11 protein-coding genes and 1 tRNA gene are annotated in these 13,632 nt (G+C 67.2%); 4 read left to right on the top strand and 8 right to left on the bottom strand.

The window, feature by feature from the left end; genetic code table 11:
• Positions 1 to 280 precede the first annotated feature (280 nt).
• Positions 281 to 931: a tyrosine-type recombinase/integrase gene (locus tag FV217_RS23305; protein WP_281407152.1), complete on the top strand. Its 651-nt coding sequence runs from the start codon at positions 281 to 283 to the stop codon at positions 929 to 931.
• Here FV217_RS23305 and FV217_RS04920 read toward each other — a convergent pair.
• From FV217_RS04920 to FV217_RS04950, 7 genes are all read right to left on the bottom strand, one after another.
• Positions 888 to 963, bottom strand: a tRNA-Ile gene (locus FV217_RS04920). The two genes, FV217_RS23305 and FV217_RS04920, sit on opposite strands and share 44 nt — an antisense overlap.
• A gap of 106 nt (positions 964 to 1,069) precedes the next feature.
• Positions 1,070 to 2,098, bottom strand: coding sequence for a sulfate/molybdate ABC transporter ATP-binding protein (locus FV217_RS04925; protein ID WP_281407153.1), 1,029 nt, complete (start codon positions 2,096 to 2,098; stop codon positions 1,070 to 1,072).
• A gap of 13 nt (positions 2,099 to 2,111) precedes the next feature.
• Positions 2,112 to 3,011 (bottom strand): sulfate ABC transporter permease subunit CysW, encoded by a 900-nt coding sequence (cysW, locus tag FV217_RS04930; protein ID WP_147814875.1) that lies wholly within the window; start codon positions 3,009 to 3,011, stop codon positions 2,112 to 2,114.
• Positions 3,004 to 3,861, bottom strand: a complete 858-nt coding sequence (cysT, locus tag FV217_RS04935; RefSeq protein WP_147814877.1) for a sulfate ABC transporter permease subunit CysT — start codon at positions 3,859 to 3,861, stop codon at positions 3,004 to 3,006. The genes cysW and cysT overlap by 8 nt, the downstream gene beginning before the upstream one ends.
• A 6-nt stretch (positions 3,862 to 3,867) precedes the next feature.
• Positions 3,868 to 4,899, bottom strand: coding sequence for a sulfate ABC transporter substrate-binding protein (locus FV217_RS04940; protein ID WP_147814879.1), 1,032 nt, complete (start codon positions 4,897 to 4,899; stop codon positions 3,868 to 3,870).
• A gap of 325 nt (positions 4,900 to 5,224) precedes the next feature.
• Positions 5,225 to 6,325, bottom strand: coding sequence for an L-dopachrome tautomerase-related protein (locus FV217_RS04945; protein WP_147814881.1), 1,101 nt, complete (start codon positions 6,323 to 6,325; stop codon positions 5,225 to 5,227).
• 286 nt (positions 6,326 to 6,611) lie between these two features.
• Complete coding sequence (locus tag FV217_RS04950) at positions 6,612 to 7,055, bottom strand: DUF488 domain-containing protein (RefSeq protein WP_147814951.1); 444 nt, start codon at positions 7,053 to 7,055, stop codon at positions 6,612 to 6,614.
• A gap of 190 nt (positions 7,056 to 7,245) precedes the next feature.
• Between FV217_RS04950 and FV217_RS04955 the strand changes: the two genes are divergently transcribed.
• Positions 7,246 to 8,100 (top strand): GH25 family lysozyme, encoded by an 855-nt coding sequence (locus FV217_RS04955; protein ID WP_147814883.1) that lies wholly within the window; start codon positions 7,246 to 7,248, stop codon positions 8,098 to 8,100.
• A 190-nt stretch (positions 8,101 to 8,290) separates the two neighbouring features.
• Entirely contained in the window at positions 8,291 to 9,106 is an 816-nt protein-coding gene (locus FV217_RS04960; protein WP_147814885.1) for a Crp/Fnr family transcriptional regulator, read from the top strand.
• Between the two features lie 21 nt (positions 9,107 to 9,127).
• On the opposite strand, the gene FV217_RS04965 is transcribed toward FV217_RS04960, so the two are convergent.
• Positions 9,128 to 12,280, bottom strand: a complete 3,153-nt coding sequence (locus FV217_RS04965; protein ID WP_147814887.1) for an efflux RND transporter permease subunit — start codon at positions 12,278 to 12,280, stop codon at positions 9,128 to 9,130.
• Between the two features lie 119 nt (positions 12,281 to 12,399).
• On the opposite strand from FV217_RS04965, the gene FV217_RS04970 reads away from it, so the two are divergent.
• A complete protein-coding gene (locus FV217_RS04970; RefSeq protein WP_147814889.1) occupies positions 12,400 to 13,605 on the top strand; it encodes an efflux RND transporter periplasmic adaptor subunit in 1,206 nt (401 codons plus the stop codon).
• Positions 13,606 to 13,632: the final 27 nt, after the last annotated feature.

Genomic DNA, 13,632 nt, shown 5'->3' on the forward strand with positions numbered 1-13,632 from the left:
GCTCTCCTGGCTCGTTCAGAAATACACGACGAGCGCCGAGTGGTCGTCGGACATCAGCGCCGCGACCCGCAAGCAGCGCCTGTCCTTCTACCGCATGTCCGAGAAGACATCCGGCGAACAGCCCCTCGCGAAGATCAACCGCAAGTCCATGCTGGCTGGCCGGGACCGCCGCCGCGACCGGCCGTTCTCCGCGAACAATTTCATCAAGGCCATGCGCGGCCTGTTTCAGTGGGCGCTTCACGCAGAGTACGTGACGGCCGACCCGACCGCCGGCATCAAGATGCTGAGCCTGGGCAGCGAGAACGCCGGCTTCCACGCGTGGACCGAGGACGAGGTCGCGTGCTTCGAGGCGAGATGGAAGGTCGGCACGCGGGAGCGCTTGGCGCTCGATCTGATGCTCTACACCGGCCTTCGCCGCGGCGACGTGGTCCGCCTGGGCCGGCCGCATGTCCGCAATGGCGAGTTCACGATCCGCACCGAGAAGACCGGCATCACGGTCACGGCGCCGATCCTACCGGTGCTCGCGAAGTCGATCGCCGCGACCGAGACCGGGGACCTGACTTTCCTCGCGACAGCGAGAGGCACGCCGTTCGCGAAGGAGTCGTTCGGAAACTGGTTCCGGAAGGTGTGCACGACGGCCGGCGTACCAGGCTCCGGACATGGCCTCCGCAAAGCCGGCGCGCGCCGCGCAGCAGAGGACGGAGCGACGGAATCACAGCTCAATGCCCTGTTCGGATGGGCCGACGGTAGCCGCGAGAGCGCGGTCTATACGCGAACCGCGAACCGGGCGAAGCTAGCCCGTCAGGCCCGTAAAATTCCCGCACCCCAAACCCCGGTGCGGGATGAGGCAGAAATTCATGAAATATTGCAAGGAGTTGCAAAACGTGTGGTGGGCCCGGCAGGACTCGAACCTGCAACCAGACCGTTATGAGCGGTCGGCTCTAACCATTGAGCTACAGGCCCGGCAGGGCAACGGACCATGTCCTAGCCGCTGGCTGCGCGCGCGTCATCCCGGTTTTTCCCGGGCAGGGAACGGCCGATGCGCTTCGTGCGTCCGGCCGAGCCGTTCTCACTCCGAAAATACGTAGCCGTTGTTGATCTTCAGGCCGACCGGGCGGCCGGCGGCAAGGCGGGCGTTGTCGGAGGCTTCGACCACGAGGAGCTTGCCGTTGGGGCGGTCGATCTCGATGCGCTGGCGGCCCTGGGCGCGGTAGGAGGAGCGCACGAAGCCTTCGAGATGGGCCTCGTGGGCGTCGGCGAACTGGAGTTGCCAGGGGCGCACGTAGAGCTTGACCGGACCGACCAGCCCGTCGGGGGCGGGGACCGGCGTATCGCGGCCGTTGACGAGGACGCGGCCGCCCTGCGCGATCGCCTCGACCTCGATCGTGTCGCCCAAGAACTTCAGCACCGTCGGCGAGGCCGGGTGCTCCTGCACTTCGTCCGGCGTGCCGACCTGCTCGAGGCGCCCCTTGTCGAGCACGGCGACGCGGTCGGAGAGTTCGAGCGCCTCGTCCTGGTCGTGGGTCACGAAGATCGTGGTCTGGCCGGTGCGGTCGTGGATCTCGCGCAGCCAGCGGCGCAGGTCCTTGCGGACCTGGGCGTCGAGGGCGCCGAAGGGCTCGTCGAGCAGCAGCACGCGCGGCTCCACCGCCAGTGCTCGCGCGAGCGCGATGCGCTGGCGCTGGCCGCCGGAGAGCTGCGAAGGGTAGCGGTCGCCGAAATTCGACAGCTTGATCAGGTCGAGCAGGTCGCCGACCCGCTTCTTGATGTCGGCCTTGGCCGGGCGCTCGGCGCGCTTCCTGGCGTTGAGGCCGTAGGCGATGTTGTCGGCCACCGTCATGTGCTTGAACAGGGCGTAGTGCTGGAACACGAAGCCGACCGCGCGCTCCTGCACCGGCAGCCGCGTGGCGTCGTCGCCGCCGAAGATGATGCGGCCGGAATCCGGGCGGTCGAGCCCGGCGATGATGCGCAGCAGCGTCGTCTTGCCGGAGCCCGAGGGCCCGAGCAGGCCGAGCAGCTCGCCGGCGCGCACGTCCAGAGACAGCCCGTGGAGCACGGCCGCCGTGTCGAAGGTCTTCGAGACGCTCTCGACCCGGATCGCCGTGGAGTTGCTAGTGACGCCGTGCGCCCGCCGCGATGTCGTCGGCGTAGCGCCACTCGAGGACGGATTTGATGACGAGGGTGACAAGAGCGAGGCCGGCAAGGAGGGAGGCGACGGCGAAAGAGGCAACGAAGTTATACTCATTGTAGAGGATCTCCACGTGGAGCGGCAGCGTGTTGGTCAGGCCGCGAATATGGCCGGACACGACCGAGACGGCACCGAACTCGCCCATCGCGCGGGCATTGCAGAGCAGGACCGCGTAGAGCAGGCCCCAGCGGATGTTGGGCAGGGTCACGGTCCGGAAGGCGTGCCAGCCCGAGGCGCCGAGCGTCATCGCCGCCTCCTCCTCCGCCGTGCCCTGCTCCTGCATCAGCGGGATCAGCTGGCGGGCGACGAAGGGGAAGGTCACGAACACCGTGGCCAGCACGATGCCCGGCACCGCGAAGATCACCTGGATGTCGTGCTCGATCAGCCAGGGGCCGAGCAGACCCTGCGACCCGAAGACCAGCACGTAGATCAGACCGGAGACCACCGGCGAGACCGAGAATGGCAGGTCGATCAAGGTGACGAGCAGGTCTCGGCCCCAGAACTTGAATTTGGCGATGGCCCAGGCCGCCGACACACCGAAGACGACGTTGAACGGCACGGCGATCGCGGCCGTGATCAGGGTCAGCCGGATCGCGGCATGGGCGTCGGGCTCGGTGAAGGCGGTGAAATAGGCGGAGACGCCCTTGGCGAAGGCCTGGACGAACACCGTGACGAGCGGCAGCACCAGGAACAGGGCCAGGAAGGTGACGGCCACCGCGATCAGGGTCCAGCGCACCCAGCCTGTCTCGGTGACGACGCTCGCGGGCGGCCGGAGGCCGGATTCGGCGACCGGGAAGTCGGCGGGGGTGATCGCCTCAGACATAGCCGAATCTCCGCCGGCTCCAGGCCTGGATCAGATTGATGGCGAGCAGCACCGTGAACGAGATCGCGAGCATGATCGTCGCGATGGCGCAGGCGCCGGCATAGTCGAACTCCGACAGCTTGATCACGATCAGCAGCGGCGCGATCTCGGAGACGTAGGGGAGATTGCCGGCGATGAAGATGATCGAGCCATATTCGCCGACGCCGCGGGCGAAGGCGAGCGCGAAGCCGGTCAGCACGGCCGGGATCAGCGGCGGCAGCACCACCTTCGTCAGTGTGCCGAGCCGGGTGGAGCCGAGGATGGCCGAAGCCTCCTCGATCTCCCTGTCGATCTCGGCGATCAGCGGTTGCACGGTGCGTACGGCAAACGGCAGGCCGATGAAGACCATGGCGATGTAGATGCCGAGCGGCGTGTAGGCCGCCTCGATGCCGAACTTGGCCAGCTGCTCGCCGACGAGGCCGTTCGGTGCGTAGAGCGAGGCCAGCGCGATGCCCGCCACGGCGGTCGGCAGCGCGAAGGGCAGGTCGACGACGGCGTCGATGATCCGGCGGCCGGGGAAATCGTAGCGGGTCAGCACCCAGGCCACGATGCCACCGAAGATCGAGGCGGTGAGCGCCGCCAGCAGCGAGACGCCGAAGCTGACGCGCAGCGCACTCGCCACGCGCGGGTCGGTCGCGACGTCCCAGATGCCGGCGAAGCCGAGGCCCGAGGCCCGCACCACGAGGGCGGCGAGCGGGAGCAAGACGATCAGCGATAGGCAGGTCAGGGTGTAGCCGAGGGTGAGCCCGAAGCCGGGGATCACGCTGGGTTGGCGAAAGCGCCGCCTGGGTCGGGGAGAGGAACTCGCCATCGCGGGTTAGCGCCCGGCCTTGCCGAGCTGATCGAACAGCCCGCCATTGTCGAAGTTCTTCTTCTGGATGTCGTCCCAGCTGCCCTGGAGATCCTCGATCTTGAAGAGCTTGATCTCGGGCAGCAGCGCGAGATCCTCCTTCTTCGCGGCCTCGCGCTTGAGCGGGCGATAGTGGTGCTTGGCGAAGATCGCCTGGGCCGCGTCGGTGTAGAGGAACTGCAGGTAGGCCTCGGCCTGCTTACGGGTGCCTCGTCTGTCGACGTTCGCGTCCACGAGGGCGACCGGCGGCTCGGCGTAGATCGAGGTCGGCGGCACGACGATGTCGAACTTGTCGCGACCGAACTCGTCGAACACGAGATAGGCCTCGTTCTCCCAGGTCGGCAGCACGTCGCCAAGGCCGCGCTGGGCGAAGGTCACGGTGGAGCCGCGGGCGCCGGTGTCGAGGACGGGGACCTGCTTGTAGAGCTGGCCGACGAAGGCGTTGGCCTTCTCGACGTCCTTGCCGTTCTGCTCGTAGGCGTAGCCCCAGGCCGCCAGGAAGTTCCAGCGGCCGCCGGCGGAGGTCTTGGGGTTCGGGGTGATCACCTTGACGTCGGGCTTGGCGAGGTCGCCCCAGTCCTTGACGCCCTTCGGGTTGCCCTTGCGCACCAGGAACACCACGGTCGAGGTGTAGGGCAGCCCCTCGTTGGGGAGCTTCGTGCGCCAGTCGGGCGAGATCTTCTTCGAGATCCGGGCGATGGCGTCGATGTCGGAGGGAATGCCGAGCGTCACCACGTCGGCCGGGATGCCGTCGATCACCGTGCGCGCCTGAGCGCCCGAGCCGCCATGGGCCGCACGCACCGTGATCGTCTCGCCGGTCTTGGCCTTCCAGTCTTCGGCGAAGGCCGCGTTGATGTCCTTGTAGAGCTCGCGCGTCGGATCATAGGAGACGTTCAACAACTCGGACTGCGCGCAGGCGGGTGCGCTCCCGGCGAGCGCGATCGACGCGCCGAAGGCCGCGGCGAGAACGGTTTGCCCGAGGGAATTCGAGAGACGCATGGCGAAGTCCTGAAGAAGCCGGTCGACCGCGTCCGAAATGGCAATCGGCGCGCGAGATGAGGTTGTCGTTCCTTAAAACGAACGCTGTCAAGCCTGTCCGCCCCGCTATTTGTGCGCTGCGGCAGCCCCGGATGTCGGTCGGAATTCTCCTCGCCTCAAGGCAGCCACGGCAGAAGAGATCGATCTTCTGCCGTGGCCGCATAAAACAGCCATAACCATCTCCAAAGCGCCCGTTCGTTAAAACGGATATGTCGATGGATACGGCGTCGGGAGAAATAGAGCCGTGCGCCTCGGCGCGAGCCCCTTGCGGCGAAAGCGGCGCGGTTCAGTTCCGCAGCGGCTTCGCACCGATTTCCATCCGGAAGATCGTCGTCGGGAATCGCACCGCCGTCGTGCCGCCGTTGAAGCCTTTCGTCCGGTTCATCTGGGCGGCCGGGATCCAGAGACCGCCGTCGTCGTCGATCCACATCGCGTCGACCCAGACGAGGCGCGGGTCCTGAACCAGCGTGGTCGTCTCGCCGTCCGGTGCGATCTTGAGGATGCGGAGATTGTCCGTATCGCTCGCGTAGATGTTGCCGGCCGCGTCGATCGCGGTGCCGCCCGTCGCGACGGTGGCGGCATGGATGGCGACGTGTTTTGCCCGCTCCGCGTCGGTCGCCGCGGCATCGTCGAGCCATTGCGTCTCGATGCGGTAGAGGGGGCCGGTGCAGGGTTGGTAGTAGAAGGTCTTGCCGTCGGGCGAGACTTCGATCTGATCGGCGTGGACGGCGATGGGCTTGCCCTTCGGATCGAGCAGCACTTTGTTCTCGCCCGTCAGGGGCCGCTGCGCGATCGTCGAGACATGTCCGTCGAGGACGCGGCGGGTCTCGCCGCTGTCGAGGTCGAGCACGATCAGCCCCGGCTGGCCAGCATCGGTCAGGTAGACCTTGCGGCCGTTGAAGCGGAAATCGTCGACGAAGCTCTTTTCACGGCTTCCGGCTTCGAGCGGATAGACCCTGCGGACGGTGTTCGTCGCGAGATCGATCTGCACGAGCTTGGCCCCGCCCGGCAATGGCGCCTCGCCGAAGCCGGCAGCGCCCTTGTCGACCACCCAGAGGTCGCCGTCCGGCCCGATCCGGATCGCGTTGACGCCGACGAAGGCCTTGGCCGCGTCCTCGCCCGGCTTCCAGGCGTTCCAGGCCTCGTTCGGATAGGCGACGGGCTTGCCGTTCTTCCACTCGCCGAGTTCGATGCCCTTCGATTTCTCCTGCCGCTGGAACGGCGAGAAGATGCGGCCGTCCTTCGAACGGGTCACGCCGTTGAAGATGAGGTCGGCGGAGCGGAGCGCCGGCGTCAGCTGGGCGGCGGCGTTCGCCGTATCCTCCTGCGCGTGGCCCGGCTGAGTCAGGGTGAGGGACAGGAGGACGGCCGGCAGGATCGCTCGCATGAGGGCTCGGATCTGAAATGACAGAGATTGCGCCGCCGCGACACGGCTCTGCGGCGGATGGCGGGAGAACACCCGAACGCAGCAACGGTTTCCGCGATGGGCGAGGCGGCCCGTGGGGACGCTCCGGGGCTTAACCCTTCGTTCACCACGAATCGGCAAGCTTGGCGTCATGGTCGCTTTGGTCGCCATCGCTTGCCTGCTGACGCTGGGTCTGGTCCTGGCCGGCGGAGCCAAGGGCGTGGCGATGCACGACGCCAACCGGCAATGCGACGGCTACTGGTAGCCCTCAGCCGAACAGATCCACCGTCACGAAGCCCTTCGCCTCCAGACGCTCCGCCAGTACCCGGCGGTGGCAGCCCGCGGGATCGCGCTCGAAGCAGAGCAGGCAGATCGGCGCGCCTTCTGCCAGTTCGATCAGCTGATCGAGGGCGAGGCCGCCATCGGCGGTGTCGAGGACCTCCTCGCAATAGATTTTGCGCATCAGCGCCGCATCGTGGGCGCGGGCGGCCTGGCGGCCCGCCTTCGGCGTGCCGAGGGAGCGGAAATGGTCGTAGCCGAGGCCCACCTCCTCCAGGCCCGCCTTCAGCGCGCCCTTCGAGAAACCGCGCTTTCGCGAGTTGGCGACGGCGCGGACATCGGTGAGCCGGGCCACGCCCGCATCCTTCAGTGCGGCCGTCAGCCGCTCGGGATCGAGACCTTCGTAACCAATGGTAAACAGGGTTTTCGCCACGTCGGCCTCACGTGATTGTCGCATCGGTTCAATGGTTTGCTCGGAACAGCGACAGCGCCGCGCGAGCCGTTTGTGCTGTTTGGGCAACGCTTGCCGGCAATCTGTTCCGTTGCCGTCAAACCTCCGTTAACCGCGTCTAGGGCATCGATTAGCCATACAGATGGCGCGGCCGAGGTCGAGCGGGGGCACGATGTCTTTGGGGAACGAGTCTTGTCTCGCGCCTGCGTCTCGAATCCGTCGCTGGATCGGGCGCGCCGCGGCCGTCGTCCTGCTGACGGGCCTCGCCGCCTGCGCCGGCGACACCTTCAATTATTACCCCACCAAGGGCGATACGAAGCCTCATCCGGGCGTGGCCAAGGCCAAGCAGCATCCGATCCAGGGCATCGACATCTCGAAGTGGCAGGGCCCGATCGATTGGGCCTCGGTCCGGGCGGCCGGGACGCAGTTCGCCTTCATCAAGGCGACCGAGGGCGGCGACCATGTCGACGACCGCTTCCGTGCGAACTGGGACGGGGCGGCCCAGGCCGGCGTGCCCCGCGGCGCCTACCATTTCGTGTTCTGGTGCCGCTCCGCCGAGGAGCAGATGGCCTGGTTCAAGCGCAACGTCCCGAACGATCCGAGCGCCCTCCCCCCGGTGCTCGACGTCGAATGGAATGGCCATTCGCAGAGCTGCCCGCGCAAGCTCCCCAAGGCCCAGGCTTTGGCCATGACGAAGTACATGCTCGTCGAGATGGAGCGCTACACGGGCAAGCGGCCGATCATCTACACCGACATCACCTTCCACAAGGACGTGCTCGAGGACGAGCTGCCCGACTACCCGCACTGGCTGCGCTCGACCGCCGCCGAGCCCGAGCAGCGCTTCGCCAACCGCAAGTGGATGCTGTGGCAGTTCACCTCGACCGGCCGCGTCCCCGGCGTGCGCGGCGACGTCGACCGGAACGCCTTCTACGGCACGCCCGCCGAGTGGGCCTCGTTCCTCTCGACGGATTGCGATCCGCGCGAACATCCGCGGCTGGCCGGCCAGGGATTGTGCACGGGCAGATAGTCGGGAACCCGACACAACCAGTCGTTGGACGAGCCTTGCGAGGTCCACGGCATTGCTTCAGTGTCGTGGTATCCTTGCCAAGGATCTAGCAACCCGGAGTAATCGGCGAAACTGTATATTTCCATACAGACGCCGACGAGGACGGTGCGTTACGCAGTCCGGCAGACGAACCGTGAACATAGCACAGCGAATGCCGGCACCGAGCGAGCTCCTGGAAAGCAACCTTCTGCTCAAGGCGCTTCGGAGGGCGGATCGCTCCTTGCTCGAGCCGCATCTCGAGCTCGTCGAGTACGGGCGCGGCGACACGGTCTTCGCGGCCGGCGGCGACATCTCGTACATCACCTTTCCCTGCGACCGGACGGTGGTGACCCTCCTGATCGCGATGGCGGACGGCCGCAGTGCAGAGACCGCCACCATCGGCCGAGAGGGCGCGGTGGGCGGCATCGTCAGCAATGGTGGATTGCCGGCTTCGACCCAGGCCGTCGTGCAGCTCGGCGGTCAGGTCCTTCGGATCGATTCGAGCCGCCTGCAGGAGGCCAAGCGGCTCTCCGAGCCCGTGCGCAACCTGTTCAGCCGCTACGCCGACTGCCTTCTGGCGCAGGTGCTGCAATCGGTGGCGTGCAATGCCCTTCACCCGATCGAGTCGCGCTGCCTGCGCTGGCTGATGACGCTGCAGGACAGGCTCGGCTCGGACGTTCTGCCGGTGACGCAGGAGCTGCTTGCCGCGATGCTCGGGGTACAGCGCACCTACCTCACCCGCATCCTGCGGACCCTCCAGGACCAGGGCCTGATCGAGGTCGGGCGCGGTCGCATCACAGTCATCGCCCGCGCCGCGATCGAGAAGGCGGCGTGCGAGTGCCACGGCTCCGTCCGGCGCCACTTCGACGCCGTCCTGGGCACAGTCTACGGACCGACCGGGCGCTTCATCGCTTTCGAACCACCCCCGACACCGAGGCCGGGACGCAAAGGCCGCGTCGTGCCGTTCGTGGAAGACGCGGATTCTTGAGAGCCGCGACCCGCCGACCCGCTATTGCGCGGGGCTCGGCGCAGGCCCGGCGCCACTGCCCTGCTTCCGCTCCTCCGGCATCTCCCTCCGCAGCCGGTCGGCCGCGACGTAGAAGACCGGCGTGACGAACAGCGTCAGGATCGTCGCCACCAGAAGGCCGCCGATCACCACCGTCCCCATCGAGAGCCGGGCGTTCGCGCCAGCTCCGCTCGCGATCGCCAGCGGCACCGAGCCGAGGATGAAGGCGAAGGAGGTCATCAGGATCGGGCGCATGCGCAGGCGCGTGGCGTGCTGGGCCGCCGCGAGCGCGCTCTCGCCCTTCTCGCGCAGCTCTTCCGCGAAGGAGACGAGCAGGATGGAGTTCTTGGCGGCCAGCCCCACGAGCAGCAGCAAACCGATCTGCCCGAACACGTCGAGCGGCATGCCGCGCAGCGCCAGCGCGCCGATCGCGCCGAAGATCGCGAGCGGCGTGGCGAGCAGGATCACCAGCGGCAGGCGCAGGGACTCGTACTGCCCGGCCAGCACGCAGAAGATCATGAACACGCCGAAGCCGAAGATGATCGGCGCGTAGCCGCCAGCGATCTTCTCCTGGAAGGCGACCTCGGTCCATTCGGCCGAGAAGGTGCGCGGAAGCTCCTTGTCCGCCAGCGCCTCGATGTCGGCGATGGCTGTGCCGGAACTCGCCGTGGCCTCCAGCGCGATGGAGACCTCGATCGCCGGATAGGTGTTGTAGGACAGGACGGCCGTCGGCCCGGAGGCGAAATGCGGCTGCACCAAAGAGCCGATCCGCACCGGCTGGTTCTGGCTGTTCAGCACCGTTAGCGCTTCGATGTCCGAGAGGGTCCGCCTGCCGGAATCCTCCGCCTGCAGATAGACTTGGTAGACGAAGCCGAAGCGGTTGAAGAGGTTGATGTAGGAAGAGCCGACATAGGCCCCGAGCGCATCGAACAGCCGCGAGAGCGGCACACCGAGCTGCTCGGCCTTGGCGCGGTCGATGTCGAGCCGGATCTGCGGCACGCCGAACTCGGTCGTCGGTGCGGCGCTCGCGATGCCGGGCAGCGCCTCGATCTTCTTGATGAACTCGCCCGCGGTCTTGGCGAGGCCGAGGCCGCCATTGCCGCTGCGGTCCTGGATCTCCAGGGTCAGGCCGCCGCGCGTGCCGAGCCCCGGCAGCGGCGACGGGTTGGCGACGCGGACTTCGCCGTCGGGATCGTTCCTGAAGCGCTTCTCCGCGTCCGCGATCATGTCGTTGACCGTCGTCGTGCGCTCGCCCCAGTTCTTCATCACCGGGATGTTGAACCCGTAGAACGGGGCCACGGTATCGGCGAGGAAGCTGCGTCCGCCGACGCCGACCGTGTGGTCGACGTCGGCCCGCTCGCGCAGGTAGCCGCCGACCCGCTGCACCATCGCTTCGCTGCGCGCGACGGACGCTCCCTTCGGCAGGGCGACCTCGATATAGGCATAGCCTTGGTCCTCGTCCGGTACGAAGCCGGTGGGGCGCAGGGTGAACAGCCAGAAGGTCAGCCCGGCGAAGATCGCGAACACGGCGAGCGTCAGGACGATGTGGCGCGAGAGCGGTCCGGCGGTCGCTGCGACTGCGTTGGCGCTGCGCTCCAGCGCCGTGTCGAACCAGCGCAGCGGCGCTCGCCACCACGAACGCTTTTCGCCCTCATGCGCGCGCAGGAGCAGGCCGCAGAGGGCTGGGGTCAGGGTCAGCGAGACCAGTCCCGAGATGCCGACCGAGATCGCGATGGTCAGGGCGAACTGGTTGTAGAGCTTGCCCGTCAGGCCCGGAATGAAGGCCACCGGTACGAACAGGGCGGCGAGCACCAGAGTCGTTGCGATGACGGGGCCGGCCACCTCGTTCACCGCCTCGCGCGAGGCCGCCTTCGGTTCCATGCCTTCGCCCATCAGGCGTTCGGTGTTCTCGACCACGATGATCGCGTCGTCGACGACGAGTCCGACCGCGAGCACCAGACCCAGCAGGCTCAGCGTATTGAACGAGAAGCCCAGCGCCGCCATCGGCCCGAAGGTGCCGATCAGCGCCACCGGCACCGCGATCGAGGGGATCAGCGTCGCACGCCAGTTCTGCAGGAAGAGGTAGGTGACCACGATGACGATCAGGATCGCTTCGACGAGGGTGTGCACCACCTCGTAGATCGCCTCCTTCACGAACTCCGTGCGGTCGAGCGCGATCTTGTAGTGCAGGCCCGGGGGGAAGCTCTTCGCCAAATCCTTCATCGTCTCGCGGGCGCCGTCCATCACCTCGACGGCATTGGCGTCGGGGTTCTGGTAGATGCCGAGCGTCGCCGAGGGCTTGCCGTCGAAGCTCGACGTAACCCCGTACTGCTCGGAGCCGAGTTCGACCCGGGCCACATCCGACACACGGACCACCGAACCGTCGGGATTGGCCCTGAGGACGATGTTGCCGAACTCCTCGGGCTTGGTCAGGCGGCCCTTGGTGACGATCTGCAACTGGAACGGCGTCGGGTTGTCGAGCGGCGGCTTGCCGAGCGAGCCGGTGGTGATCTGGGCGTTCTGGGCGGTGACCGCCTCCCGGACCCGGTCGACGCCGATGCCGAGCCCCTCCATCTTGGCGGGGTCGAGCCAGAGCCGCATGGCGTAGCGCATCTGCGAGAAATTCTGGATGCGCCCCATGCCGGTGACACGCCGCAGCGGCTTGATCACCTGCGTCTCTGCCCAGTTCGAGAGGAAGAGCTCGTCGTAGCCGGAGCCCTCGTCGGCATAGAGCACGATGTTGCCGAGCTGCTGGCGCGAGCTCTTCTGGATTTCCAGGCCCTGGCGCTGCACGGCCTCCGGCAGCTTGTCCTCGGCGCGTTTGGCGCGGGTCAGCACGTCGGCGGCGGCGCCGTTGAGGTCGTAGCCGACCTCGAAGGTCGCATCGATCGAGACGCTGCCGTCGGTGCTCGACGTCGAGTTGATGTAGAGCAGGCTCTGCGCGCCGTTGATCTCCTGCTCCAGCGGGATCGCGATCGACTCGTAGGCCTGCTGGGCGCTGGCGCCGGGATAGCTGGCCTGAATGTTGATCACCGGCGGCGCGATCTCGGGATACTGCGCGATCGGCAAGGTCACCCCGGCGACGATGCCGACGGCGATGATGATGATCGAGATCATGGCCGCCAGGATCGGACGGTCGACGAACTTGGCGAACATGCGTCTTCGTCGAACTCCCGGAACCGCAATCGAGCTTGCAACGTGTTCGCTCTCGGCGTGTTCCTCTGTCGGCTGGAGCGTCGTGGGGCGGATTCGGTCTTGTCCCGCGGGAGCGTCTGGTGCGGTCAGGTCTCGGTTTCGTTGTCGCCGGCGCGCTGATCGCGACGGCGGGGGTCGGCGGCGGTGTCTGGTGGGCCGCCGGCCATCCGATTCCGAATTTCTTGGCCGAACACTTCCACACGACGAAGCGGGCCGAGAAGCCCGAGAGGGACGATCCGCGCATCGACGTCCGCGTCGTCCAGGCCTCCCAGCAATCGGTCCCGATCGCCTTCGAGTACACCGGCACGATCATTTCGCCGGCCGATGCCGAACTGCAGGCGCGCGTCTCCGGCAAGGTGATGGAGCGCTCCTTCGAGCCCGGCGGGCACGTCAGGAAGGGTCAGTTGCTCTTCAAGATCGATCCGCGCCCGTTCGAGGTGGCGCTGCAGACGGCCAAGGCGCAGCAGGGCCAAGCCAAGGCGGCCCTCGAATTCGCGCAGGCCGAACTCAGCCGGACCGAGCAACTCGTCGAGAAGGGCTACGCCTCCGAGCAACGCAACCAGCAGAACCAGTCGAACCTCGCAGGCGCCCTGGGCAAGCTGCAGGAAGCCGAGGCGGCCATCGCCCGGCAGGAGCTCAACCTGAACTACGCGGAGGTCAACGCGCCGTTCGACGGCCGCTCCAGCCTGTCCCTGGTGAACACCGGCGACATGGTCATCGAGAACCAGACCAACCTCGTCTCGGTGGTCCAGGTCGATCCGATCGACGTGCAGCTGGCGCTCTCCTCCGAAGACGTCGAGGCGGTGCGGCAGGCGATGCACAGCGGCGCGGTGAAGGTCCAACTTCTCGACGAGCGCCGTAAGCCGGTGCGTGAGGCGACGATCTACAAGCTCGACAACCGCTTCGATCCGCGCACGGCGCGGCGCCTCGTGCAGGCCAAGGTCGAGAACAAGGACGAGCGCTACCTGCCCGGCCAGTTCGTGCGCGCCCGCGTCGAGGTCGGGCGGCAGGAGCGCCTGCTGGTGCCGACCATCGCCCTGTCCTCACAGCTCGACCAGCAGGTCGTCTGGACCGTGGCCGAGGACGGCACCGTGCACATGATCCCGATCGAGACGGGCGACGTCTACGGCGAAAACACCGCCATCGTCAGCGGCTTGAAGCCGGGCGTTCAGGTTGCTGTCGACCACCTCCAGGGCCTGCGCCAGAACCTGAAGGTGAACCCGCGCGCAGGCGGCGAGGTAAGCGCCATCGCCGACGAGCCGGCCCAGGGCGAAGCGCGGCATTGACGATGATCCACGTCGTCCGGTCGCGCC

Origin of the sequence: Methylobacterium sp. WL9, assembly GCF_008040035.1 — a bacterium.
Taxonomy (GTDB): Bacteria; Pseudomonadota; Alphaproteobacteria; order Rhizobiales; family Beijerinckiaceae; genus Methylobacterium; species Methylobacterium thuringiense.